The organism is Sphingobacterium sp. MAE, assembly GCF_056711605.1.
Window position 1 is genome coordinate 292,215 of sequence record NZ_CM160044.1, and the last position, 25,647, is coordinate 317,861.

General features: G+C 36.6%; 23 protein-coding genes. 17 read left to right on the top strand and 6 right to left on the bottom strand.

The window, feature by feature from the left end:
* The first annotated feature begins 30 nt into the window (after positions 1-30).
* The 15 genes from mutY (at position 31) to groL (ending at position 14,128) form a co-directional block, all read left to right on the top strand.
* The gene (mutY, locus tag AC06G9_RS01220) at positions 31-1,080 is read left to right on the top strand and encodes an A/G-specific adenine glycosylase (RefSeq protein WP_094771462.1); all 1,050 of its coding nucleotides are present in this window, start codon (positions 31-33) and stop codon (positions 1,078-1,080) included.
* A gap of 18 nt (positions 1,081-1,098) precedes the next feature.
* Positions 1,099-1,545 carry a single-stranded DNA-binding protein gene (locus AC06G9_RS01225; protein ID WP_480957406.1) on the top strand — a complete coding sequence of 149 codons (447 nt, stop codon included), beginning with the start codon at positions 1,099-1,101 and terminating at the stop codon, positions 1,543-1,545.
* 145 nt (positions 1,546-1,690) lie between these two features.
* On the top strand, positions 1,691-2,728 hold the full coding sequence (gene pheS / locus AC06G9_RS01230) for a phenylalanine--tRNA ligase subunit alpha (RefSeq protein ID WP_045752843.1): 1,038 nt from the start codon (positions 1,691-1,693) through the stop codon (positions 2,726-2,728).
* A gap of 184 nt (positions 2,729-2,912) precedes the next feature.
* Complete coding sequence (locus AC06G9_RS01235; protein ID WP_045752845.1) at positions 2,913-3,488, top strand: TetR/AcrR family transcriptional regulator; 576 nt, start codon at positions 2,913-2,915, stop codon at positions 3,486-3,488.
* Positions 3,489-3,522: 34 nt separating this feature from the next.
* Entirely contained in the window at positions 3,523-4,932 is a 1,410-nt protein-coding gene (gene rlmD / locus AC06G9_RS01240; protein WP_094771460.1) for a 23S rRNA (uracil(1939)-C(5))-methyltransferase RlmD, read from the top strand.
* A 3-nt stretch (positions 4,933-4,935) separates the two neighbouring features.
* Positions 4,936-5,331, top strand: coding sequence for a hypothetical protein (locus tag AC06G9_RS01245; protein ID WP_045752847.1), 396 nt, complete (start codon positions 4,936-4,938; stop codon positions 5,329-5,331).
* A gap of 65 nt (positions 5,332-5,396) precedes the next feature.
* On the top strand, positions 5,397-6,158 hold the full coding sequence (locus AC06G9_RS01250; protein WP_045752848.1) for a hypothetical protein: 762 nt from the start codon (positions 5,397-5,399) through the stop codon (positions 6,156-6,158).
* Positions 6,159-6,303: 145 nt separating this feature from the next.
* Entirely contained in the window at positions 6,304-6,990 is a 687-nt protein-coding gene (locus AC06G9_RS01255; RefSeq protein WP_045755297.1) for a YiaD family glycine zipper/OmpA-like lipoprotein, read from the top strand.
* A gap of 153 nt (positions 6,991-7,143) precedes the next feature.
* Positions 7,144-8,580, top strand: a complete 1,437-nt coding sequence (gene miaB, locus AC06G9_RS01260; protein ID WP_045752849.1) for a tRNA (N6-isopentenyl adenosine(37)-C2)-methylthiotransferase MiaB — start codon at positions 7,144-7,146, stop codon at positions 8,578-8,580.
* Between the two features lie 40 nt (positions 8,581-8,620).
* Positions 8,621-9,898, top strand: coding sequence for a sigma-54 interaction domain-containing protein (locus AC06G9_RS01265; RefSeq protein WP_045752850.1), 1,278 nt, complete (start codon positions 8,621-8,623; stop codon positions 9,896-9,898).
* Between the two features lie 9 nt (positions 9,899-9,907).
* Complete coding sequence (locus AC06G9_RS01270; RefSeq protein ID WP_045752851.1) at positions 9,908-10,429, top strand: LptE family protein; 522 nt, start codon at positions 9,908-9,910, stop codon at positions 10,427-10,429.
* Positions 10,430-10,440: 11 nt separating this feature from the next.
* On the top strand, positions 10,441-11,532 hold the full coding sequence (locus AC06G9_RS01275) for a hypothetical protein (protein WP_480957407.1): 1,092 nt from the start codon (positions 10,441-10,443) through the stop codon (positions 11,530-11,532).
* Positions 11,533-11,545: 13 nt separating this feature from the next.
* Positions 11,546-11,914: a preprotein translocase subunit SecG gene (gene secG, locus AC06G9_RS01280; protein ID WP_045752853.1), complete on the top strand. Its 369-nt coding sequence runs from the start codon at positions 11,546-11,548 to the stop codon at positions 11,912-11,914.
* Positions 11,915-12,129: 215 nt separating this feature from the next.
* The gene (locus tag AC06G9_RS01285) at positions 12,130-12,405 is read left to right on the top strand and encodes a co-chaperone GroES (protein WP_045754354.1); all 276 of its coding nucleotides are present in this window, start codon (positions 12,130-12,132) and stop codon (positions 12,403-12,405) included.
* 88 nt (positions 12,406-12,493) lie between these two features.
* Positions 12,494-14,128, top strand: a complete 1,635-nt coding sequence (gene groL / locus AC06G9_RS01290) for a chaperonin GroEL (RefSeq protein ID WP_045754355.1) — start codon at positions 12,494-12,496, stop codon at positions 14,126-14,128.
* An 83-nt stretch (positions 14,129-14,211) separates the two neighbouring features.
* Here the strand turns inward: groL and ggt are convergent, their stop codons facing one another.
* From ggt to AC06G9_RS01320, 6 genes are all read right to left on the bottom strand, one after another.
* On the bottom strand, positions 14,212-15,909 hold the full coding sequence (gene ggt, locus AC06G9_RS01295) for a gamma-glutamyltransferase (protein ID WP_293928463.1): 1,698 nt from the start codon (positions 15,907-15,909) through the stop codon (positions 14,212-14,214).
* A gap of 2 nt (positions 15,910-15,911) precedes the next feature.
* Positions 15,912-16,967, bottom strand: a complete 1,056-nt coding sequence (locus AC06G9_RS01300) for a hypothetical protein (protein WP_045754357.1) — start codon at positions 16,965-16,967, stop codon at positions 15,912-15,914.
* Positions 16,968-17,059: 92 nt separating this feature from the next.
* Positions 17,060-19,867, bottom strand: a complete 2,808-nt coding sequence (locus tag AC06G9_RS01305; protein ID WP_346569257.1) for a TonB-dependent receptor — start codon at positions 19,865-19,867, stop codon at positions 17,060-17,062.
* A gap of 106 nt (positions 19,868-19,973) precedes the next feature.
* The gene (locus tag AC06G9_RS01310) at positions 19,974-20,306 is read right to left on the bottom strand and encodes a nucleotide pyrophosphohydrolase (RefSeq protein WP_108159201.1); all 333 of its coding nucleotides are present in this window, start codon (positions 20,304-20,306) and stop codon (positions 19,974-19,976) included.
* Positions 20,307-20,310: 4 nt separating this feature from the next.
* Positions 20,311-20,769, bottom strand: a complete 459-nt coding sequence (gene dtd, locus AC06G9_RS01315; RefSeq protein ID WP_293928457.1) for a D-aminoacyl-tRNA deacylase — start codon at positions 20,767-20,769, stop codon at positions 20,311-20,313.
* Positions 20,770-20,904: 135 nt separating this feature from the next.
* Positions 20,905-23,325, bottom strand: a complete 2,421-nt coding sequence (locus AC06G9_RS01320; RefSeq protein WP_480957408.1) for a TonB-dependent receptor — start codon at positions 23,323-23,325, stop codon at positions 20,905-20,907.
* A gap of 828 nt (positions 23,326-24,153) precedes the next feature.
* Here AC06G9_RS01320 and AC06G9_RS01325 point away from each other — a divergent pair.
* Positions 24,154-25,323: an amidohydrolase family protein gene (locus AC06G9_RS01325; protein ID WP_248754955.1), complete on the top strand. Its 1,170-nt coding sequence runs from the start codon at positions 24,154-24,156 to the stop codon at positions 25,321-25,323.
* 34 nt (positions 25,324-25,357) lie between these two features.
* Positions 25,358-25,639 carry an acylphosphatase gene (locus tag AC06G9_RS01330; protein WP_045754362.1) on the top strand — a complete coding sequence of 94 codons (282 nt, stop codon included), beginning with the start codon at positions 25,358-25,360 and terminating at the stop codon, positions 25,637-25,639.
* Positions 25,640-25,647 lie beyond the last annotated feature (8 nt).

Consider the following 25,647-nt stretch of genomic DNA (forward strand, 5'->3'; position numbering starts at 1 on the left):
AGATGCGTTAAAAAAGCGCATTTTTGTAGGATGTCATTTGCGAAGAAAATAATCGAGTGGTATCACGAACATCAACGTGATTTGCCATGGCGAAATACACGAGATCCTTATAAAATCTGGCTGTCGGAAATTATTTTACAACAAACTCGGGTAGAGCAGGGGATGCCGTACTACCTGCGGTTTGCGGAGCGCTATCCTGATGTATTGTCTTTTGCGAATGCTTCGGAAGATGATATTTTGTACTTATGGCAAGGCTTGGGATACTATTCTCGTGGAAGAAACATGTATAAGGCTGCGGGAATAGTACGTGATGAATATCAGGGGATATTCCCTAATTCATATGATGAGTTGATTAAGCTACCTGGAGTTGGGGAATATACTGCGGCAGCAATTTCTTCTTTTTCTAATGATGAGCCTCAAGCGGTTTTAGATGGTAATGTTTTTCGTGTTCTGGCGCGCTATTTCGGTATTGATACACCTATCAATACTCCTGCAGGTAAAAAGATTTTTAGCCAATTGGCTAAAGAAAATTTAGACTTAACTTATCCTGCGTTGTATAATCAGGCGATTATGGATTTTGGGGCGTTACATTGTAAGCCAAAATCGCCTCTGTGCCAACAATGTGAACTTCAATTGGACTGCTATGCCAGAGTGCATGATGTTGTGGCAGATCTACCGGTGAAAATAAAAGCCAAGAAAAGTAGGAGTCGCTATTTTCATTACTTCATCATTCAAAAAGATGAGGAGATTTTGATGTCTAAGAGGGGGGCTTCAGATGTTTGGGAAAATTTATATGAGTTTCCTATGATTGAAACAAGCGAGCCTCTGGAAGGAATGGCTATCGTGGACCATCAAGAGTTTTTGGATGTATTTGGATCCGACGCTGCGCTCACTTTATTGCAGACGAATAAAAAACATATTTTGAGCCATCAGCATATATATGCGACTTTCTATAGGTTATTAGATCCTAGGGGTTTGGAACAAAAAAAAATAAATTGGAATTATGTTTTATTAAAAGATTTGGATAAATTAGCTAAACATAAGCTCATTTTTTCTTTTTTAGAAACAGCTAAATTATAACCAAACAACTTTAATATTATGTCAGGAGTCAACAAAGTTATTCTAGTAGGCCATTTAGGCAAAGATCCAGAAATTAGATATTTAGATAATAATGTCTCTGTTGCAAGTTTTCCATTAGCAACATCAGAGAATTTTAATAGAGATGGAAAAAGAGTAGAGCAAACGGAGTGGCATACAGTTGTTCTATGGCGCGGATTAGCGGATGTAGCCGCAAAATATCTGACAAAAGGTAAATTGGTATATATTGAGGGACGACTCAGGACGCGTTCCTATGAAGATAAAGAAGGCATAAGACGTTACTCAACAGAAATTGTTGCGGAAAATTTCACGTTGTTAGGTCGTAAATCAGATTTTGAGCCTACTGCTACTGCTCCAGCACAAACACATGCTGAAAAAATAGAAAATAAGGAAATTGAGGTTGATTTTACAGAAAATGAAAACGATAGTGATCCGCTACCGTTTTAACGTTATTATTTATTTTTAATAAGAGCATCACCTAAAAGTGATGCTCTTTTTTTATGATTATTTTTTGAGCTGAGTGAATAAATTTCAAGCTCTCTTATGAAAACCGTTTATCTTTTATAATATTTTGGTGTATCTTTGAATAATTATGTTGCAAGATAAAATAACGCAGTATACTGAGGAAATTAAGCAATTTGCCCCAACTTCTTCAGCTGATGTAGAAAATTTCAGATTGAAATTTTTAGTTTCAAAAGGTATTGTTAAAAATTTGTTTGATGAATTTAAAACGGTTTCAGTAGAAGAGAAACGTGTTTTAGGTATGGTATTGAATGAGTTTAAACAGTTTGCTGAACGAACATACCAAGAAGCTCAAGAAAAATTTGGAGCAAGTAAAGCGCAGGTTCAAAAAAGTGAAGGTGATCTTACTTTGCCTGGTCAGGGTCTTAAATTGGGATCTCGTCATCCGCTTTCTTTGGTTCGCAAAGAGATCGTTGAGATCTTTAAGAAACTAGGCTTTATTGTTTCGGAAGGTCCTGAGATTGAGGATGACTGGCATAATTTTTCGGCTTTGAATTTTCCGCCGGAACATCCTGCTCGTGATATGCAAGATACGTTCTTTATTAAGAAACAAGAAGGCAATGATATTACTTTAAGAACACATACATCGTCTGTTCAGGTTCGTTTAATGGAGGCCGGCAAGCCACCTTTCCGTGCTATCATGCCGGGTCGTGTGTATCGTAATGAAGCGATATCTTCTCGTGCGCATTGTTTCTTCCACCAAGTTGAGGGGCTTTACGTTGATGAGCAGGTTTCTTTTGCTGATTTGAAACAAACATTGTTTCACTTTGTTCAAGAATTATACGGAGAGGGAACTCAAGTGCGCTTCCGCCCTTCTTATTTCCCTTTTACAGAACCTTCTGCTGAGATGGATATTTCATGTACAATTTGTAAAGGTGCAGGTTGTCAGTTGTGTAAATATTCGGGTTGGGTAGAAATATTGGGTTGCGGTATGGTGGATCCTAACGTGTTAGATAACTGTGGTATCGATAGTAAAAAATATTCAGGTTTTGCCTTTGGTATGGGTATCGAGCGTGTGGCCAATTTGAAATATGAGATTAAAGATTTGAGATTGTTCTCTGAGAATGATGTACGATTCTTATCTCAATTTGAAAGTGAGATCATTTAAATGTTAGAAAGAATACTTTATTTTGTCACATTATTTGCGGTCTTTGTCAAGCGCGTGCTTACAGAGGGTGTAGATAATGTGATTGTTTTTTTTAAAAGTATTCTTGCTAATTGTTTTATGTTTTTCCTAGATCAACAGGTGGCTTATCGTCCCGTTTCTCCACTTCATTTTTTAAGCTAATATTATGGAAGCGGAAAAGATTATTGAATCTATCAAAAGAGCTGCTCGTGAGCTGTTTCGCAAATATGGTTATAATAAAACCAGTGTGAATGAATTGGCAAAGCGGGCTAATGTGGCAAAAGCTACATTTTACAAATATTTTGATAGTAAAGAATTAATTCTGCATGCGATCTTGATGGAATATATTCAAGAGAATGTCAAGGATATCTTAAAAAAGAATGTGGGAGAAGAGGACTTAGCCGTTTTTCTTGGTAATACCATTCTAAAAGTAAGCCGTTTGACTTATACGGTGTGTAATGAGTTTGTGGGCTGGGAATTTATTCGGGAGTCTGCCAACGCGCAAGAATATTTAAAAACACTGTCTGATGATCTCGAGCTTTTATTACTTAGCTCATTTATTCAGCATGATAATATTGCGGCTTCTATTCCTGAAAAAAAGCTGACGTTCTTAATTAAAACAAGTAAAAATATTGTTTTCTCGTTTGCATTTACAGCTGTTACGGAAGCGGATGTGCGTAAAAATTTTATTTCTTTCCAAAAGGAAATTCTTCCTTATTTAGTTCACGCAACTATTCATTAAAATTCTGATCAAAAAAGCGTAATTTTGCGCCAATATGAGAAGAAAAAGTTCACAAGAAAGATTAGTATTCAACGATATCGAGATTATTGATATTGCAGAAGAAGGCAAGGGTGTTGGTAAAACAGATGATTTGGTATTGTTTGTAGAAAAAGCAATTCCGGGTGATGTGGTTGATGTGGAGTTACTGCGTAAAAAGAAAAGTTTTGGTGAAGGTCGTATTCAGACATTGAAGAAAGCTTCTGAACACCGTGTTGAACCTTTCTGTGAGCATTTTGGAGTATGCGGTGGATGTAAATGGCAGCATATGACGTATGATGCGCAATTATTGTTTAAACAACAGTCTGTTGAAAATGCGCTTACACGTATAGGCAAAGTGGATACTTCGTCTATGGAACCTATATTGGCTTCTGGACAAACCGAATATTATCGTAACAAATTGGAATATACTTTTTCCAATAAGAAATGGTTGACTTCTGTTGATGATAATGTGGATGGTATGAATATGGATGCTCTTGGGTTTCACGTACCGGGCAGATTTGATAAGATTTTAAATGTAAATCATTGCTACTTGCAAGAAGATCCTTCGAATGTACTGCGTAACAGTGTGCGTGAGTTTGCGATCGCAAATGATATTTCTTTTTATGACCTGCGCGGACATAGTGGTGTACTGCGTAATTTAATCATCCGTATTTCTTCAACAGGAGAATTAATGGTGATCGTGGTATTTGCTTATCCAGAAGAAGGACAGGTGGAACTGTTAATGTCATTCATCCAGGAAAAATTTCCGTCTATAACTTCTCTTCTTTATATTATCAATCAGAAAAAGAATGATACGATTTTCGATCAGGAAATAGAGATCTACAACGGTCGTGATTTTATTTATGAAGAAATGGAAGGCCTTAAGTTTAAAGTTGGACCAAAATCATTCTATCAGACAAATTCGGCGCAAGCTTATGAATTATATAAAATAACAAGAGATTTTGCAGGATTGTCTGGTCACGAGCTTGTTTATGATTTGTATACAGGTGCGGGTACGATCGCCAACTTTGTTGCTAAATATGCAAAAGAAGTAATTGGTGTGGAATATGTGCCTTCAGCTATTGAGGATGCAAAAATCAATTCGGAGATCAATGGTGTTAAAAATACCAAATTTTACGCTGGCGATATGAAGGATGTGTTAACAGCTCATTTTATCGCACAGCATGGTAAGCCTGATGTGGTGATCACTGATCCTCCTCGTGCGGGCATGCATACTGATGTGGTGGCAAGATTGTTAGAAATGGAGGCGCCAAAAATCGTTTATGTAAGTTGTAATGCGGCAACTCAGGCACGTGATTTGACATTGTTGGCTGAGAAATATGATGTGGTTCGGATTAAACCTGTTGATATGTTTCCGCATACACAGCACGTCGAAAATGTTGTTTTATTAAAACTAAAGGGATAAACTATGGAAATGGAAGAATGGTTTGGAGCATCGAAAAATAGTGAAGATGAAAGCCAAAAATCAAGTCCTCTAAAAAGTTTAAAGATTGATTTGGATTATTATAGTGATTCAATCAAAGAAATATCGCTAGAAATCATGGCTGAGGGATTGTCTGCTTATCCCATTTTTATTGCTCACCAGCATGTCGTGAATGTCGGTGAGCTAATTCTTGATCATGTGGAACTTAAAACAAACTGGAGTATCAATGCTTCAACTTTTGAAGAGTTTGTCGAGTCAAACATTATTAAAGAAGATAGAAAGGATGCCTTTATAAAAAAATATAAACGTGCTCAAGATTTCATGTGTTTGTTTGTTGTGGTGCCAGAAGGAGCAAATTTTGTCTTCTATCCGTATAAGTAAGCATCTTAAATATTTAAACTTTTTTAACATATGATATGTCAAACAATGATTACTTTTATTAATATATGTATAGAAAATTAATTTGCCATATCAGCATCCTGAGCTTGGTGTTCTTGTTTTTTTCGGGAACACATGTTTATGCACAACAAATACAGCGCATTTCGGGGATGGTGTTTGAAAAGGGTACTTCTTTACGTCTTCCTGATGTGAATGTATTAAATATTAGAACAAAAAAATCTGTTGTTTCCAATTCTTTTGGTGTGTTTTTAATTGAGGCTTCTATTGGTGATAGTTTGTCTTTTTCAAAGGTAGGCTATTCAGAGGCGAAAACTTTAATCGGAGATCTGAAAGATTTCTATGTAGAACTCCAGCCGGGAATTAAATTAGAAACGGTTATTATTGAGCGGAAGACGAAGGAAGCGGAACTCAATGAAGCGATGCGGGATTATCAGAAAAAGGGTGTCTATAATGGTGGTAATAATAAATTCGGTACTTATTTAGCTAGTCCTGCTACTGCTCTCTATAATCTTTTCGGACGTGAAGCAAAGAATGCGAAGCGTTTTGGTCGTTTTTTGGACAGTGAAAAAAGACAACTTGAGGTTGATAAAGCTTTTTCGAAGGATGCTGTTCGAGAAATAACAAAGTTGGATGATAAAGATTTAGAATCTTTTATGCGCATTTACAGACCTTCGTATGAAACTGTTGAACATTGGCAACATTATGACTTTCTAGAGTATGTACAGCGCTCTTTAGCTGATTTTAATAAAAATGGAAGACCCGAGGGGCTTACATTGCCAGATATTGAGGTGAAAACACAAGAGAAATAATGAAGTTTAGTTGTGCAGCTGTCGATTTCTGTCTATATTTTTGTTACTAATATCCGCTCCTATAGGGCAATATTTGTTTTTTGGCATTTGGTTTGTTTACTGTTGCTATAGAATACAAGAAAATATTACTTTAGATATTAAAATTATGAAAATGAATAAGAAATTAGCTGTTTTTGGTCTTACGGTGGCTACATCAGCAATGTTATTTGGAAGCTGTTCAACAATTCAAAATACAAATAATACAACAAAAGGTGGCGTAATTGGTGGTGTTGCAGGTGGTGCTTTAGGAGCTTTAATTGGTAATAAAGCAGGAAGTACTGCTATCGGTACTATCGCTGGTGCTGCTATCGGTGGTGCTGCTGGTATATTGATTGGTAAGAAAATGGATAAGCAAGCTGCTGAAATCGCTAAAACTGTTGAAGGAGCTGAAGTAACACAAGCAGGTGAAGGTATCGTTGTGAAGTTTGATTCAGGTATCTTATTTGACTTTAACAAGTCTGACTTGAAGGCTTCTGCTAGAGAAAATATCAAAAACTTGGTGGCAACTTTAAATAAAGAACAAGGTACAGATATTTTAGTTATTGGTCACACGGATAATATTGGATCTTTAGATGCAAATCAAAAAGTTTCTGAAAATCGTGCCAATGCAGTTCGTGCTTTCGCTGTTTCTCAAGGTTTATCTTCATCTCGTATCCGTACAGAAGGTAGAAATTTCTCTGAGCCTTTGGAGAGTAATGATACTGAATCAGGTCGTGCTGCCAATCGTCGTGTAGAGATCGTGATCGTTGCTGGTAGCCAAATGAAACAAGAAGCTAAAAACCAAGCTAAATAGGTCTACAAAATAATTTATATTTTTATAAAAGCGCTGATGTATCATCAGCGCTTTTTTGTTGGATTTTATATTCATATACATGCAATATTAATATGACAAACTGTCATCAATCCAATATTTATTCCTAACTTTGTAGTCTTTGAATTTTGAGCTATGTTAGATTTAACGCATACAACTAAGGAACATGACGAAGCACGTCAAGGTGAAGCATTATTAATTGAAAATAATGTTGATAAAGGTCATGGACGTAAATTATATATCGAAAGTTATGGTTGTCAAATGAACTTTTCGGATAGTGAGATAGTCGCTTCTATTTTACTTGAAGATGGATTTGTGACGACTAAGAATTATCAAGAGGCTGATGTTGTATTTATCAACACCTGTTCTATTCGCGAAAATGCTGAGCAACGTGTACGTAATCGATTGAAAGAGTTTGAATTTGCTAAAAAAAGCAATCCAGGGATGATCGTCGGTGTATTGGGCTGTATGGCAGAACGACTGAAAGCTAAATTTTTGGAAGAGGAAAAATTAGTGGATGTTGTCGTCGGACCTGATGCTTATCGTGATCTACCTAATTTGATTGCTCAGGTTGATGGTGGTAATCGATCTGTTAACGTATTACTATCTCGTGAGGAAACCTATGCTGATATTAATCCTGTTCGTCTAAATACAAATGGTATTACTGCATTTATATCGATCATGCGCGGGTGTGATAACATGTGTTCTTTTTGTGTAGTACCATTTACAAGAGGTAGAGAGCGTAGCCGCGATGCTGAATCGATTGTGAAAGAAGCGCAGGATCTATTTAATGCTGGATATCGTGAGGTAACTCTATTGGGTCAGAATGTCGATTCGTATAAATATACAGCTCCTACGGTGGAGGGACAGGATGCGATTGCTCCTGTTAATTTTGCAAATCTGTTGGCACTAGTAGCAGAGGTCAATCCATTGTTGCGTGTACGGTTTTCTACTTCACATCCAAAAGATATCACAGACGAAGTCCTTTATACGATGGCAAGTCATGATAATATATGTAAATACATTCACTTACCGGTACAGTCTGGAAATTCTAGAGTACTTGAATTAATGAATCGTACATATGATAGGGAGTGGTATATTAACCGCATCGATGCGATCAATCGCATCATCCCGGGCTGTGGTATTTCAACGGATATCATCACTGGATTTTGTACAGAAACGGAAGAGGAGCATCAAGACACGGTAAGCATGATGGACTATGTTAAGTATGATTATGCTTTTATGTTTGCTTACTCAGAGCGTCCGGGAACATTAGCGGCTAAACGTTATGCTGATGATATACCGGAAGAGGTAAAGAAAAGCCGTTTAACGGAAATCGTTGCCAAACAGCGTGCACATAGTTTTGAGCGTTTACAACAATTTGTGGGTAAAAACCAACGGATTTTAATAGAGGGTTTTTCAAAACGTTCGGATAAAGATTTTGCTGGTCGTAATGATCAGAATGCAATGGCTATTTTTCCTGTAGATGAACGCTTTAAGGCTGGTGATTACGTTACTGTATTTATTGAGTCATGTACTTCTGCTACGTTGTTAGGTAAAATAGTTGACTAATTAGGATTTAATATAGGTTCTTTATTATTAAATTTAGAGGATGGATAATCAAGATATTAAGAATCGATTTGGAATTATAGGTAATTCACCTTTACTTAATAGGGCTATTGATATTGCGCGACAAGTAGCTCCTACAGATATTTCGGTATTGATACAGGGTGAGAGTGGTAGTGGTAAGGAAGTTTTTTCACATATTATTCATCAATTAAGCTCGCGTAAACATGGGGCTTTTATTGCCGTAAATTGTGGTGCTATTCCTGAGGGAACAATTGATTCTGAATTGTTTGGTCATGAAAAAGGTTCTTTTACTGGGGCGCATGAGGCAAGAAAGGGATATTTTGAGGTTGTTGACGGTGGTACTATCTTTTTGGATGAAGTAGGAGAGTTACCTTTAGGTACGCAAGCTCGCCTATTACGGGTTTTGGAATCGGGTGAATACATTCGTGTAGGATCTTCAAAAGTGCAAAAAACGAATGTTCGCGTTGTTGCGGCAACCAATGTTGAGGTGTTTAATGCGGTCCAAAATGGCAAGTTCCGTGAGGATTTGTATTATAGGCTCAATACGGTTCCGTTGCGGATACCATCGTTGCGTGAACGACCTGAAGATATTTATTTGTTATTTAGAAAGTTTGTTGTTGATTTTTCTGATAAATACCGTTCGCCTAGTATACAGTTAACAGAAGATGCTCAAAAATTGTTGATGACCTATAGCTGGCCTGGTAACGTACGTCAGTTGAAGAATATTGCGGAACAAATTGCTGTTCTTGAAAAGGAGCGTGTTGTGGATGCTCGCATTTTGCAAAATTATCTTCCTTCGGAAAGTCGTTCGACACTCCCTGCTGTAGTTGCTAATCAAAGCGGAAAAGACGATTTTTCGGAACGTGATCTTTTGTATAAGGTGCTGTTTGATATGAAAAAGGATATGGTCGATTTGAAAAAATTGGTTGTTGAACTGATTCAAAATGGTGTAAATCCTGCAACTTTTGATGAAAATTCGCCTTATATCAATCGTCTGTACCAAGAGGTGGAACCAAGTACTGAGCGTCTGCAAGATCATCTAGCGGCTTCTCCACAAACGTTGACCATTCATCAGCCTAACGTGATGAAAGGCAATAATGGTCAAGATGGATATTTAAATTATGATACCCAAGATGCTGAAGAGGTAGAGGAGTCTTTATCTTTAACAGAGAAGGAATCTGATTTAATCAAGAAAGCACTTAAAAAACATCGTGGTAAACGTAAGGCTGCTGCACAAGAGCTGGGTATTTCGGAAAGAACTTTGTACAGAAAAATTAAAGACTTAAATTTAGATTTATAAATTGCGTTTATGAAGAAACTTAAATCAAGTTTGTTGCCTGTTTTTATGACTATAGCGATGTTATTTTTTGTAACAAGTTGTGGTGTGAAATATAGTTTTACGGGGGGATCAATCCCTGACGGCATGAAAACTGTGAACGTATTGTACTTTGAGAATATTGCTTCAATGGTTTATCCGACTTTAAGTCAAAATTTTACGGAGGCGTTAAAAGAGCGTATCCGTAATCAATCGCGGTTAAGTCAGGTCAATGATAATGCTGATGCTACTTTTGAAGGTTTTATTACGGATTATAGCATTAGTCCTGCTGCTGTTGAAGCAGGAACGGACCGTGCTGCATTAAATCGTCTTTCCATAACGATTAAAGTAAGTTATCATAATAAAATCATAGAAAAGGACAATTTTGAACAGTCTTTCACCAGATTTAAAGATTTTTCTGGACAATTGCAATCGGCTCAAGAGGAAACATTGAATAAAGAAATTATTATGATGTTGACGGAAGATGTGTACAATAAGGCATTTGCTAACTGGTAGTGGATTAAACTATGGAAAATAAACGAATTTCAGAAGATATAAACTTATTTCATCAAGCAATCAATAATCCTTTGTTGCTTTCGGAATCTGATTTATTGTCCTTGATTGCCAAATTTCCATATGCGCAGTCTCTTCGTTTTGCGTACGAAAGACATCTTTATTTGTTAAATAGGGAGGTGCATAATATTTCTTCTACCTTATTATATGCAGCCAATCCCAATTGGTTATATGAATATTTGCATAAGGCTGCTCCTGCTGAAATGGTTGATGAGATCGAGTCTGTGGATGACTATATCGCTTTTGAAGATACTGTTGAGGATGTTTTAGACGATCAGGTGGTGGTCGATGTATATGAAGAGGCGGAAAAGGAAGATACGGGAAAGGAAGAATTGGATGCGCTGATTCAATCTGGTGTTGCTCATGATTTCTTTCGGTTAGAAAATAGTGATGTTGACCGAGAGGATGATACGAATGAAGTAGAGGTTATGGAAGTAGCTACGGTTTCTGTTATTGATCCTGAGGAGCGTTTACTTTCAGGAGCAGAAGAGAAGGATGAAGAGCGTGTCAGTGTATATGACGATGAGCTAATGCCTTATAGCTTTCTCTGGTGGCTACATAAAACACGTTTAGATCATGCGGAGACGTATCAACCATTTTTGAAACCTCCAGTTTATCAGGGTCAACCTGCAGAACAGCAGGTCACGCGTTTTAAACAGAAAATTGATGCGCAGGTATTGGATCAACAAATTCGCGAGAACATATTTCACCTTCAGTCTCCTGAAGTAAAATTGAGCGAAGAATTTAAAAATACAGTTCCTTTTCAGGTAGGGAAGAAAAATACGGATCATTTGATTGAACGATTTATCAAAGAGGATCCTCAGATAAAACCACCTCCTGCTGATAAGATTAATCTGGAGAATAAGGCGCGTAAAAGTTCGGAAGATCAATACTCTTTGGTAACTGAAACGTTAGCTCGTATTTATATTGAACAGGGATTATATCCTAAAGCTATAGAGGTTTACAAAAAATTAGTTTTGAAATATCCAGAAAAAAATGCGTACTTTGCGTCGGAAATTTTAAATTTAGAAAAGAAATTAACTTAATACATATAAAGAAATGCAAGGAATATTAATTGCTCTAATAATTTTGGCTAGTATTTTATTATCATTTTTAGTTTTAATACAAAATCCAAAAGGTGGAGGTTTATCATCAGGATTTGCTGGTGGAACTAATATTATGGGTGTAAAACGTACAGGTGACTTTTTAGAAAAAGGTTCTTGGGGATTAGTGATTGCGATCATGGTTTTTTGTTTAGCATTCAATATTGTGGCTCCAACAACAACAGCTACTGTAGGTGGTGGTTTGGGTAATCAAATTGAGGCTCCTGCACAAGCAAGTCCCTTGAACTTAAATAATACACAAAAGCCTGGTGCGCCAGCTCAACAAGCTCCTGCACAGAAATCTGTTACAGATTCAACAAAATAAGTTGTGCTATAGAAATTGAAAGCCTCCGAGAAATCGGAGGCTTTTTTTTTGCTGTCAGTTTTGGAAAGTGACAGCCTGACAGCGATTGTGAATGAAACCTGCCAGTCTATTCTTTTTCGATGCAAATTTGTCTCAAAAGTCTGTTCTTGGTGCTTTGGCATAATTGCTGATGAAGTTTATATATCATTCAAAAAAAACTAAAAATAAAATATATTATGGCATTAAACATTAAACCTATCGGTGACAGAGTCGTAGTTGAAGCTGCTCAGGCAGAAGAAAAAACAGCTTCAGGATTATACATCCCTGATACAGCAAAAGAGAAACCATCTCAAGGAGTCGTTGTAGCAGTTGGAACAGGTAAAGTTGACGAACCTTTAACTGTAAAAGTTGGTGATAAAGTTTTATATGGTAAATATGCTGGAACTGAAATTACTGTTGAAGGTAAAGAGTATTTAATTATGCGTGAAGCTGATATTTACGCGGTTATTTAATTTTTTAAGGATAGAATTCATAAGTAAACAGATTTGATTACTTGATATCGAGTAAGAATCAAATGTTAATTTCAAAAATTTAAAAATAATGGCAAAACAAGTAAAATATAACGTTGAAGCGCGTGAGGCACTTAAAAAAGGTGTTGATACATTAGCAAATGCAGTAAAGGTAACTTTAGGTCCAAAAGGACGTAATGTCATCATTGAGAAAAAATTTGGTTCACCAGTTATCACTAAAGATGGTGTTACTGTAGCTAAAGAAATCGAATTGAAAGATGCTCTGGAAAATATGGGTGCTCAGATGGTGAAAGAAGTTGCATCAAAAACTGCTGATCAAGCGGGTGATGGTACAACTACCGCAACTGTTTTGGCTCAAGCTATTGTAGCTCCAGGTATTAAATCTGTAGCAGCAGGTGCTAATCCAATGGATTTGAAACGTGGTATTGATAAAGCTGTAGCAGCAGTGGTAGCGAACTTAAAAGCGCAATCTCAAACTGTTGGTCAAGACAATAATAAAATCAAACAAGTAGCATCAATTTCTGCAAATAATGATGAAGTTATCGGTGCTTTAATTGCACAAGCAATGGAAAAAGTGGGTAATGATGGTGTTATTACTGTAGAAGAGGCTAAAGGTACTGAAACTGAAGTAAAAACAGTAGAAGGTATGCAATTTGACCGTGGTTACTTATCTCCATACTTTGTAACGAACTCAGATAAAATGGAAGCGGAATTAGAAAATCCTTACATTTTAATCTATGATAAAAAAATCAGTAACATGAAAGAATTGTTGCCGATTTTGGAAAAACAAGTTCAAACTGGTAAACCATTAATCATCATTGCAGAAGACTTAGACGGAGAGGCATTAGCAACTTTAGTTGTAAATAAAATCCGTGGCTCACTGAAAGTGGCTGCTGTTAAAGCTCCAGGATTTGGTGATCGTCGTAAAGCGATGTTAGAAGATATCGCTATCTTAACTGGTGGTACTGTGATTTCTGAAGAGAGAGGTTTCAAATTAGAAAATGCAACATTAGAAGATTTAGGTCAAGCAGAGAAAGTTGTTGTGGATAAAGATAATACAACAATCATCAATGGTGCTGGTAATGCTGAAGATATTAAATCTCGCGTTGCTCAAATCCGCTCTCAAATTGAAACAACTACTTCTGATTACGATCGTGAGAAATTACAAGAGCGTTTAGCTAAATTGTCTGGTGGTGTTGCTGTTCTTTATGTTGGTGCTACTACTGAAGTTGAAATGAAAGAGAAGAAAGATCGCGTTGATGATGCTTTACATGCAACTCGTGCAGCTGTAGAAGAAGGTATCGTTGCTGGTGGTGGTGTTGCTTTCATTCGTGCAACTGATGCTTTAAAAGGCTTAAAAGGTGCTAATGAAGACGAGACTATCGGTATCGAAATCATCAGACGTGCTATCGAAGAGCCTTTACGTCAGATCTGTTTCAATGCTGGTATTGAAGGTGCCGTAATCGTTCAGAAAGTGAAAGAAGGTACAGGCGATTTTGGTTACAATGCTCGTACAGATGTTTTCGAAAACTTAATTGGTGCCGGTGTAATCGATCCAACTAAAGTTTCTCGTGTTGCTTTGGAAAATGCTGCTTCTATCGCTTCTATGTTATTAACTACGGAGTGTGTATTAGCTGATGAGCCAGAAGAAAATGCTGGTGCTGGTGCTCCTCCAATGGGTGGTGGCATGGGCGGAATGATGTAAGATCATTCTTCTTAACGTAATAAAATAAAAAATCCCGTTACAGCTTGTAACGGGATTTTTTTATTTTATGATTTTGATATACATTAATATCCTGCAGCGGTATCGTCTCCTCTAGGATCAGCTCCTGTTTGCAGTTTTCCGTTTGGTAATACTATAATATTTTCTACTCGACCAATATTGCCACGTGGAGAAATTTTATATCCGGAGTTTACTAAACTTTTTCTCACTTTTGATGTAATGGCTTTTTTCTCGACATCAATTTGATCGGGTAACCATTGGTGATGAAAACGTGGTGATGTGACGGATTGTTGCGCATCTTGATGAAAGTCTATGACATTGACAATAGTCTGGAAAACCGAGGTCATAATGGTGGACCCTCCCGGTGTTCCGACCACCATATAGAGTTGATGATCTTTTTCTACAATGGTTGGCGTCATGGAGCTTAACATTCTCTTGTTAGGTTGTATCGCATTGGCTTTGCCACCAACAAGACCGTAGATATTGGGTACTCCCGGTTTTACCGAGAAGTCGTCCATTTCATCGTTTAGAATAAAGCCGGCACCTGATACAAAAACGCGAGAGCCATAGGAGTTGTTTAATGTGGTGGTGATGGATACGGCATTTCCTTCTGAATCTACGATGCTGAAATGGGTGGTCTCTTCTGATTCATAGCCTGGAAATTTTGCTGCTCTTACATCGGAACTTGCTGTTGCTTTGTTGAAATTGACCGATTTTAACCTGTTACTATTGAAAATAGAATCTGTCAATTCTTTTACGGGTACGCGAATGAAGTCTGGATCTCCGAGATATGTTGCTCTATCGGCATAGATACGGCGCTCTGCTTCAACCATAACGCGAATAGTGGAATCACTTTGAAATCCCCACTTGGACAATGGAAACTGCGCCACAGATTGCAATAGTGCTACTAATGCAGGTCCGCCACTTGATGGAGGTGCCATACAGATGATTTTATGTCCACGATAGTATCCTGTAATTGGCTTGCGCCATACGGCATCATAATTGGCTAAATCACTGTGACTGATAATACCATTGGCGCTCTTCATCTCTTTAACAATGAGGTCTGCAGTAACGCCTTTATAAAAGCCATCGCGACCTTGGTCAGCGATTCTTGTAATGGTACTGGCGAGTTCTGGTTGTTGAAATACATCACCTTTTTTCCATGTTTCGGCTCTGATGATAGGGGCGCCATGGGGATTGTATTTTTCAAAACTTGCTTTAAAATGGTTAAATTCTTCTGCTTGCTGCTTGGTTATTTGAAAGCCATTTTGTGCTAATGCAATGGCTGGGGCGAGCAATTTTTTCCAATCTAGTTTTCCATATTTACGATGGGCTTCAACCATTCCGGCTACTGAACCTGGTACACCGGCTGAAAGGTGTCCATAGACGCTTAAGTTTTCGATCACATTGCCCTGATTGTCCAAATACATGTTGGCATGGCCTTTTTCAGGAGATTTTTCTCTAAAGTCTAAGGCATTGATTTCGCCTTTGCTACTTCGGTAGACCATAAAACCGCCACCTCCGATATTGCCAGCATTGGGATATACGACTGCTAATGCAAACTGTACCGCTACGGCAGCATCAATAGCGTTTCCGCCCATTTTTAAAATATCGACTCCTACTTTTGAAGCTAATGGATGTGCGGAGACAACTGCTGCTTTGTCAAATGTTTCTGATCGCTTGTTTAAGTGGTGCGATACACTGCAGGATTGAATGACTACAGCTGTACTTACTATCCATATATATAATCTTGATGTTTTCATGTTTAATCGTTTACGGGTTGTATTTTTTCAAAATTTCCGTCTAAATGGTCAATTTTTATTTTGTATTTTCTAACATTTGCAGGTCCTGAACCCATTCCAACACCGATCATTCCTCCTCCAAATCCTGAACCAACGGATGCGGACACGAAGATGTTGGCACTATTTTCAGTCGCTAATCCGTAAAAATAGTATTCATCATTTTCCATGACTAGTGGATAGTATCCATAGGTCGTGGAGATAAACGTTTCATCATTGTCCACTATAGCATAGATCTGTGAATCTTTAAGTTTTACTTTTTTACCTTTTTCATTCGTATAATAATAGTACTTGATTCTTCCTTTTTTATCTTTTTCATCTAAAAGTGGATAATCTGGTTTTTGAAATTTGAGGTTTTCGTAGTTCATATAGATACCATCAACAAGATGCTCTGCAGCATATAAAGGTAATTGTTCTTTTTCTTTATAATCGATGTTCTGAAGATCTTGAATGGTCAAAGCCTCAGATCCTATGGTCGGTGTTTTGAGGTTTGACCGAATGAATGTATCTATAATTAGGCTTCCTTTTTTTAATAATTTATTGGAAACATCTATTCCTGATACTTGAAAGCTGCTGTCGATGCGACTAATGGGGTGATAGTAGCTTCCTTTTTTTTGATAAAGATTGGCTCTAAAATCAAAAAATCCTTTTTCCTTGAGCCCACCACCTATTTCGGAAAAGGACAGTCGGCGAATCTGCAGAAGCAAAGTATCTTTTTGCGTACTTTCAAGGGTAATGATTTCTAAATAGTTTTGTATTTGAGTTTCCAGAGAGGGATTAGCCACAACTTTTGCGGATTGACCAAAAAAACCTTTATTGATGATGCCATAATGGGTGGTGTCTTTTCTAGAATCAAGTACGTATATTTTTTGAAATAGACTTTCCATGACCAGATCTTTGGGATCATATTGAAATTTGAATTCTTTGTCCCTGTCTTGTGCAGACACGTGTGCTAGTCCAATAAGTAAAATGGTAAATAACACATAATGTTTTCTTTTATGTAGGTATTTCGTAAAATTCATTTCCGAAGGGATTAATATGATGCATTAAAGGTAAAGAAATAAAAAGGCTGTATCAAATATCTTGATACAGCCTTTTTACATCCACGAATGGATTAAAGTGTTAAAGCTAATTTGGTAAATATATAACGACCATTATTACCGAATTGTTGTCCTGTTCTGGAATAAATAAAATATCCGGCACCTCTCAATCCGGATCCTTCTCTAGTTTCATCGGGATAAATATCTAAAAGATTATTAGCTCCTAAGGTGAACCGTAGGTTTTTAGTGATGCTGTAACCTAGGCTTAGATCTGTAATGATTTTGCCTCTGAAGGTCTGGTAATCAGCTTCTGTGTTTGTCGCACCGTCAACATCTCCAAAATAAACATTGCGCAAGAACACATTGAATTTATTTAAGCTGTAGTTCAGACTCAGATTTACTTTTGTGCGTGGTACTGCTGATTCTAAATAAATGCGCGATTGGTTGTCAAAATAAATACTTTCTTTGCCAGCAAGTTTTTCGGACGCATGAATATCTCCTATAATATTGGTCTTGACGAACGTGGCTGAAAGGTCGGTCCGAAGTTTACCTTTTCCTATATCTTCATTGTAAGTCAAAACTACGTCTATACCTTTGGTCTCTGTATCAATTGCATTGGCAAAAAAACGTGCTGATGTTGCATTGGACTGTGCTAATAGATCATATATCTCCTTGTCTTGTTCGGTTGCATTTGAGGCATTGCTTCCTGTAAATGTTCCTGTATAAATAATGCGGTTATCTATGGCTATGAAATATCCATCAACAGTGGCCTTGAATTTGCCATAATTGGCTGTTAATCCTGCACTATAGGAACGGGAAGTCTCTTGTTTTAATGAAGGTATGCCGAGTAATTGTGCAGGCCTACTATCGTTTGTGAAAGTTCCAGAATTGGTAATGACACCATCATTGAATAAGCTTGAGGTTGCATTGAAGTAACGTTGATGAAGTGATGGAGCTCTAAATCCTGTACTTGCAGCTGCACGAAATGTAAAGATGTCATCTATTTTATAACGTGTCCCCAATTTCCAATTGAGTGTTGATCCGAAGTCAGAGTAATTTTCAAAACGTAGCGCTCCTGTTAATAGCCAACTCGTGGTTATATTGGCTTCTACATCGGCATATGCACCTACTGAAGAGCGTGTTTCATTGACTTCGTTGTCAGGTCTAAATCCAGGGAATGCTTGTGCTCCTGATGCATATGGTTTGCCATTTTGGGCAAATCGTGTTTGTACATTTCCTTGGATATTGGGTATTAAGATTGGATTGCCATTTGCATCAGTACCAATTTTTATTGCTTTTCCATAATCTGCATAGGAGGATTCTTCTCCAGCTACAATTTGGTAATTTTCATAACGGTGTTCAAATCCAAAAGCAACGTTTATTCCTGCTAATGGTTGCTCGAAGAATTTGGTGAAGTCTAAATTACTTGTGTTTTGAATAAAGCGATATCCTCCATCATCAAAGGTAGTAGGAGAGGCTTTTAACAAACTGGCGTTTAGAGAATTTTGGGTCTGAAAGTCAATTGTATTGGATCCATAAGCATTGGATAGATCGACTTTCCAACCTGAAAATTCTGATTTTATTCCCGTAGCTAATGATTTATCATAGTTATCTGTGACGATTAATGGTAGGAAACCGTCTGGATATATTTCACTGATATTTTGGGTAATTTGAGCTGGTTGTCGACGAAATGCTGCAGAGGTACCTTTTCTGTAATTTAATCCTCCGAATGAATAAAATTCTGAATGTTCTGATAAGGGAATTTTTGAATTGAAAAATAAAGATCCCCCTTTTGTCTCGGCTTGACCAATTCTTGAAACATAATCTGCACGTGTTTTACCGAGTCTTGCAAGTTCATCATTGGTGATATCTACCCCTGTTGGGTTAGGATATAAACTTGGATTATTGTAATCTGAGAAAATTGTTCCTGTAAACTCTTTTTGCCGATTTGTCGGCTGCCGGAAATCGTATGAACCAGAGAAATTGATAAATCCACCGTTTTTAGTTACTGGAATTCCGTAATTGACATTTGCTTGCACACTTTGCCCATCGTAATTGTTCTCTGCATTTTTGGACAAATATCCACCATAGGTGACGGAAGCACGTAGTTCATCGACACTATCTTCAATGACAATATTAATGACGCCTGCAATGGCATCTGATCCGTACTGAGCGGCGGCACCATCACGTAGAATTTCTATTCTTTTTATTGCTGATGTTGGTATGGCATTTAGATCTGTCCCAACTGATCCTTTACCAAATGAACCGTTTATATTGACTAATGATGTAGTATGTCGACGTTTTCCATTGACAAGCACCAATACTTGATCGGGTCCTAAGCCTCTTAATGATGCGGGGTCAATATGATCTGTACCGTCGGATATGGTTTGTGTATTGGAGTTGAAAGATGGTGCGACGTAATTTAGAATTTGGTTTAATGATACTTGACCCACATCTTTTGTCAATCCTTTAATGTCAATAACATCTACGGGTGCGACGGTCTGTAAATTGGATCTTCCTTGAGCTCTTGATCCAATAACAACAACTTCATCCAAGGAAACGCTTGATAATTCGAAATTGATTAGACCGTCAGTACCCTGTGAAATTGTAATTTCTTTGGTTTGGGTGGTAAAGCCAATATGAGATACGACTAATGTATTGATTCCAGATGATGCTGGAATATTAAAACTCCCATCTTCTAATGATTTAGTTGATGTATTATTACTCGTGTTCCTAATGGTAACACTGCTTAATGGTATGCCATTATTGCTTACTTTACCTCTAATGACTTCTTGAGAGAAGGAATATAGGCTAGTTACGGTTAATGCACTCGTTAGTAATATTTGATATAGAGTTGATCGTTGTGTAGAATTTTTATCCATAAAGTTTATATATTTAAGTTAATATCCTCAAATATATAAAGTCTACCTGATAACTAGTGTATTTATTTTTAAAAATAATTTTCCACCTAAATCACTAACAACCTTGTTATTGTTCTTTTAGTTTCTCATTGTTTTTATGCCGATCAGCATCACGAATTGATTTTTTTTCTAAATTTTTTTCGAGCGCATCGGTCAAGTCGATACCTGTTTGATTTGCTAAACACATCAAAACAAAAAGAACATCTGCCATTTCATCGGCTAAATTTACTTCTTTGTCCGATTTCTTAAAGGATTGTTCTCCATATTGTCGTGCCATTATTCTAGCAACTTCTCCAACTTCTTCCATGAGCATTGCAGTATTGGTCAATTCATTGAAATAACGAACGCCTGTCGTAGTAATCCATTTATCAATGGTTTCTTGTGCTTCTTTTATGGTCATCGTATTAGAAATTTTCTTTATCCTGTGTATTCATTATAATGGTTACTGGACCATCGTTTAGTAGATCAATTTTCATGTCAGCACCAAAAATGCCGAGCTGAATTTTTTTGTGCAGCAAAGTACTGAGATAATCGGCCATTTCGATATACATGGGTTGAGCTTTATCTGGTTTGGCTGCACGAATAAAGGATGGTCGATTTCCTTTTTTTGTCTGTGCGAATAATGTAAATTGAGAAATGAATAAAATATTGCCCGCAATATCTTGTACGGATTTGTTCATCAATCCGTTTTCGTCATTGAATATCCTCAGATTGATAAATTTTTGAGCCATCCATTTCATATCCTCTATGGTATCTTCTTCCTCAATTCCGATTAGAATTAGTAATCCATTTTCAATTTGACCTGTAATCTTATTGTCGACTGAACATTGTGCTCTGGAAACTCTTTGTATTACTGCGCGCATAGGGCAATTATAAGAAAAAAATGTCAACTAATGATTTCACTTATGTCAATGGCAGTTTATATACTGCTGATCGTAGAAGTCGATACTTGTTGAGGAAAAAAATACACGCTACTAATGAGCGTGTATTTTTTCTAATTAGAATTTGACATTTAGGCTCAGCATATAATTAGTTGTTGCCTGTGGATAGTAGAAATTAAAGTATTTTCGTGAATTTCCGTCCATATAACCCCATGTATATCCATTAGTTTGATATTTTTCATTTAAAATATTGTTAATGGTTAAACCGAGATCTATATTTTTGACGCCCAGTATGGAGAAGCTATAGCTAGCTCTGACATTGTTGACAAAAGAGGCATCTATACTTCGTTCTTTTGCAGAGCTGTTGTCTAGGTATTGTCTTGAAATATACTTAGACAGTAACGCGATCTGAAAAGAAGGGACTGGAGCATAAGAAAATTCACTTGATAGTATTGTTGCAGGAGAAAGAGCAATATTTGTCTTTTTGATAAATTCGCCGCTCGTTTCATCTGTATAATTTTTAATTTTATTCTGGCTTAGACCAGCAGTTGCTTTCCACTCAAATTGATTCGATATTTTCCAAGCAGCGTCAAATTCTAACCCTATGCGGTAACTATCAGGAATGTTCATCCTTAGAGCGGAACCGACATCATTAAGTGCTCCTGTTGGGATGAGCTGATCTTTATAGAACATACCATAAAAATTGGTTCCGATGTCAAAAGCATCATTTCGGAAGCGATAGCCGAGCTCGATATCTTGCATTTTTTCTGGCTTGGGATTGTTCCCTTTTACATCCACAAAATCATTACGTATGGGTTCTTTGCTCGCATAAGCATAAGATGCATACAAATTTGCCTGTTCATTGATCAGGTAAGTGAAGCCAACTTTGGGATTTAAAAAGTTGAATGTTCGTTCAAAATTCATTCCTTTGATTTTATCATCATCACCTCTAACTTTGTAAAAGATATTGCGATACTGCACATCTGCGAATAATAACCAATTATCTAACGCAAAATCTGCTTTTAGAAATGTACTAATATCATTTTTTGTTGCATCATTTAAATAATATTTGTCGCCCAAGTTGCTAGTAGATGCATATTTTGCCCAGATTACTTCTCCGTAATGATCTCCTTTATATTGATTTACAGCTCCACCCCATGTTAATTTAATAGATTGGGAGGGATTGTAATTGAAGGAATAGGTAGCTCCATAAAAATGGTTATCTAACCATCGCCTTCTGACTAAGTCTGTTTTGGTGATGGTATCTGTTCCGATGATGACTGGCGGCAGATTGTATTTTGAAAAAGCATCTTCAGGTCTGTACTCTTCATAATAACCTGCTCCTCTCGTGTAATGTAGGGCTGCATTGAAGGTTAGTTTATCATTGATAAAATTGCTGTAGTGTAACTGATGATGTGTCTGGGTATAATTGTCAGTTTGATTTTTATATAAGTATTTGTTATAGGTACGGCCTGAATTTAATAGGTTCTGTGTTTCGGCTTCTGTATAACCATCATTGATGGCGTAGTCTTGCATTCCGGCTATATCATTATTCAATCTTGGTTCTGGTGTGCCGTACCAAGATTGATAAGTTTTTTCCTTTCCTGAGAATACAATCGCTTTTAAAATTTGTTTGTCACTGTAATAACCTCCATCTACATAAAATGATTTGAGATCAGCAGATGCACGATCAATATAACCATCGCTTAGAATACGAGAAAGACGTACGTTAAATGCAAATTTATTGTTTAATAGGCCTGAACCAATTTTTAACGTGTTTTTCCAAGAATTATATGAACCATAAGAGTTATTTAATTCCACATAGGCATCTTTTTCCAATGTATTGGATTGGATATTTAATGATGCTCCAAATGACCCAGCGCCATTTGTGGATGTGCCGATACCTCGTTGAATCTGAATACTCTCTGTCGAAGAAGCAAAATCTGGAAGGTTGACGAAGAATGACCCCATACTTTCAGCATCATTTAAGGGTATTCCATTTAAGGTGACATTGATACGGGCATTATCAGAGCCTCTTATTTTCATACTTGTATATCCGATGCCGGCACCTGCATCGGATCCGATTACGACAGAAGGTGTTTGATCGAGCAAATAAGGGATGTCTTGTCCAAAATTATTTTTTGCGATATCTTCTTTGCTTAGATTTTTATAAGTTGTGGAGGAATTGTTTTTTGCGCGGGTGGCTTGGACAATAACTTCTTCTGTTTTTATTTTGGATGGTTCAAGATAAATTTCAAAAGACTGATTGTCTAGTAGGTTAATTTGCTTTTTTTCTGTGCTGAAACCTAAATAGGAAACCATTAATTCGTATTTTCCTGTTGATAGATCAGAAAATTTAGCGATGCCGTTTTGGTCAGATTTCGAATGTTTACTGACACGATCTGATAAAATAATGCTAGCACCCTGCAATGTTTTTTTTGTTGAAATGTCGAGTACTTTGATTGACAATTGGTGTTGCGCAGATACAGAAAGTGTAATTCCTACTAGTACTACTGTGCTGATTAAATTTTTAACCATGATTTTTTAATTGAATTTTGAGTTAAACAAACTCTTGCAAGGGGTTACAACAGTTTTTATTGATATTTAACTAACCTTTTCCCTCCGCCAGCATTATCTGGATCAGGTGCACAATACACATGGTATTGTTGGGTATATTCTCAGCCTTTATTCGTGTTCTTGGAACAAGGCACCCCTATTGATGTTGCGAAGTTATTAAATATTTCTAGGACTAAAAATATTATATGTAATTGCTTTATATTAAGTTGATACTTCAGGAGACAGTTTCATCTTTTAGTAAAATTGTAATTAATTTATTAGGCAAGTTTGCTTAATGAATAGGAGTTCGATCTCTATACTCGATAGTTATTCAGATGAGGTGGGCAATGGTAAAAATGGATTAGCATATTGTGCGTTCAAAATCCCATTGAATAAGTAAATTTTGGATTTTGATCGATAAACGCTGACATCACGTCAGCAAATAGCTACAAATTTTTTAAAAGTCATCCAAAAATGTAATTTTTTGATAATAAATTGGCTGAAATTAAACTTATTTATTACCTTGAACTAATATGCTAAAATTTAATAATTTAGCTCTTTGCGGTTATTATTTAGCAATAAATTAATTTTAATTAAACTTGAAATTTATTTAAAATTTTTATAGCATAATGTAGCTAAAAGGTTTTTATAAATTTTATCATGTGTAAATTTTTATGCTATATTATGATGGTTTGATTTTGAATCGCAGAATTATATTTAGTATATTTTGGCACGAATTTTAACGTTAGTATCCACAGTTACTTTGCATTAACCTGTAGTGCAGAAGTGATTTTTTAAGTTTTTATGATAATGAAATATTTTAGCGCTAACTATATTTTACCAATTACATCTTTGCCGATCAAAGATGGTGTGGTAAAAGTAAATGATGAAGGTGAAATTTTAGCAATTTATGAAAGTAAAGCAGCTGAATTGAAGGACCAGCACATTGAAAAATTTGAAGGAGTAATTGTTCCTGGATTTATTAATGCGCATTGTCATTTAGAATTGTCTCACATGAAGGGTACGATTCCGCAAAAAACTGGATTACCAGCTTTTCTCTCTGCAGTAATGACAAGCAGAAGCGCATCTTTGAAAGTTATTGATAAGGCTATGGCCGAGGCTGACGCAGAGATGTATAATAATGGAATTGTGGCGGTTGGGGATCACGTTAATTCGGATAACACTTCTAAAATCAAAGAATCGAGTAAAATTCTTTACCACACGTTTGTCGAAATTTTTGGTGTAGAGCCTGAAGAAGCAGATGGCAAACTGCAAGAAGCGAAAGATCTGATTCATGAATTTGATCCTGCTCACTCTTCTTTGACGCCGCACGCACCTTATTCATGTTCAAAAATTCTTCTTAAAAAATTTAAGAAGGCAGTTTCTGATGTAAATATTATAAGTATTCACAATCAAGAGAGTGATGATGAGAATAAGTTATTCCGGTATAAAACGGGTGGTTTTATCGATTTTTTTAAGACTATTGGCAAAAATCCTGACTTGTTTAAGGCTCAAGCGAGAAATTCGATTCAATCTTATCTACCGTATTTGCCTCATCCGAATAAATTAATTCTCGTGCACAATACTTTTACCTCTTTAAAAGATCTAGATTTTGTTGATCGGATGGGTCGTGATATCGTATGGTGTTTATGTCCAAAAGCTAATCTTTATATTGAAGATCAATTGCCAAAAGTTCTAAACTTTGTAAATGATAACCAAAAAATAGTAATTGGTACAGATAGTTTAGCTTCCAATGATACTTTATCGATTCTAGATGAATTGAAGGTGTTGCACAAACATTTTGATAATCTGGATTTTCAACAATCTATTCAGTGGGCAACTATTAATGGAGCGCAGGCTTTAAATATCGATCGCGAATTTGGATCTATTGAGGTTGGTAAAAAACCAGGACTTGTTCTGTTGAAGAATATGGAACACTTTAGACTTACAGATAAAGTTACTGTACAGCGATTAGTATAGTAAATTACTCAAAATCTTCTGTACTTTTGTTAATATGAAACATGTAAATATTTCTATTAAAGGAAAGGTACAGGGGGTTTATTTTAGATTGTCAACTAAAGCTGTTGCGGATCAATTGGGCATAAAGGGTTTTGTAAGAAACTTAGCTGATGGCTCTGTATATATTGAAGCTGAAGGGGACGATTTTGCCTTAGATTGCTTGAAAGATTTTTGCGCAGAAGGTCCCGAACGGGCTGAGGTACAAGAAATGACTTGTGAAGAGGGGAGTTGGAAGAACTTTAATAATTTTGAAGTGTTAAAAAAATCAACCAAATAAATCCTTAT

Coding starts and splice junctions, on each gene's coding strand:
- mutY (WP_094771462.1), top strand. CDS start 31: ATGTCATTTGCGAAGAAAATAATCGAGTGGTATCACGAACATCAACGT.
- AC06G9_RS01225 (WP_480957406.1), top strand. CDS start 1,099: ATGTCAGGAGTCAACAAAGTTATTCTAGTAGGCCATTTAGGCAAAGAT.
- pheS (WP_045752843.1), top strand. CDS start 1,691: ATGTTGCAAGATAAAATAACGCAGTATACTGAGGAAATTAAGCAATTT.
- AC06G9_RS01235 (WP_045752845.1), top strand. CDS start 2,913: ATGGAAGCGGAAAAGATTATTGAATCTATCAAAAGAGCTGCTCGTGAG.
- rlmD (WP_094771460.1), top strand. CDS start 3,523: ATGAGAAGAAAAAGTTCACAAGAAAGATTAGTATTCAACGATATCGAG.
- AC06G9_RS01245 (WP_045752847.1), top strand. CDS start 4,936: ATGGAAATGGAAGAATGGTTTGGAGCATCGAAAAATAGTGAAGATGAA.
- AC06G9_RS01250 (WP_045752848.1), top strand. CDS start 5,397: ATGTATAGAAAATTAATTTGCCATATCAGCATCCTGAGCTTGGTGTTC.
- AC06G9_RS01255 (WP_045755297.1), top strand. CDS start 6,304: ATGAAAATGAATAAGAAATTAGCTGTTTTTGGTCTTACGGTGGCTACA.
- miaB (WP_045752849.1), top strand. CDS start 7,144: ATGTTAGATTTAACGCATACAACTAAGGAACATGACGAAGCACGTCAA.
- AC06G9_RS01265 (WP_045752850.1), top strand. CDS start 8,621: ATGGATAATCAAGATATTAAGAATCGATTTGGAATTATAGGTAATTCA.
- AC06G9_RS01270 (WP_045752851.1), top strand. CDS start 9,908: ATGAAGAAACTTAAATCAAGTTTGTTGCCTGTTTTTATGACTATAGCG.
- AC06G9_RS01275 (WP_480957407.1), top strand. CDS start 10,441: ATGGAAAATAAACGAATTTCAGAAGATATAAACTTATTTCATCAAGCA.
- secG (WP_045752853.1), top strand. CDS start 11,546: ATGCAAGGAATATTAATTGCTCTAATAATTTTGGCTAGTATTTTATTA.
- AC06G9_RS01285 (WP_045754354.1), top strand. CDS start 12,130: ATGGCATTAAACATTAAACCTATCGGTGACAGAGTCGTAGTTGAAGCT.
- groL (WP_045754355.1), top strand. CDS start 12,494: ATGGCAAAACAAGTAAAATATAACGTTGAAGCGCGTGAGGCACTTAAA.
- ggt (WP_293928463.1), bottom strand. CDS start 15,909: ATGAAAACATCAAGATTATATATATGGATAGTAAGTACAGCTGTAGTC.
- AC06G9_RS01300 (WP_045754357.1), bottom strand. CDS start 16,967: ATGAATTTTACGAAATACCTACATAAAAGAAAACATTATGTGTTATTT.
- AC06G9_RS01305 (WP_346569257.1), bottom strand. CDS start 19,867: ATGGATAAAAATTCTACACAACGATCAACTCTATATCAAATATTACTA.
- AC06G9_RS01310 (WP_108159201.1), bottom strand. CDS start 20,306: ATGACCATAAAAGAAGCACAAGAAACCATTGATAAATGGATTACTACG.
- dtd (WP_293928457.1), bottom strand. CDS start 20,769: ATGCGCGCAGTAATACAAAGAGTTTCCAGAGCACAATGTTCAGTCGAC.
- AC06G9_RS01320 (WP_480957408.1), bottom strand. CDS start 23,325: ATGGTTAAAAATTTAATCAGCACAGTAGTACTAGTAGGAATTACACTT.
- AC06G9_RS01325 (WP_248754955.1), top strand. CDS start 24,154: ATGAAATATTTTAGCGCTAACTATATTTTACCAATTACATCTTTGCCG.
- AC06G9_RS01330 (WP_045754362.1), top strand. CDS start 25,358: ATGAAACATGTAAATATTTCTATTAAAGGAAAGGTACAGGGGGTTTAT.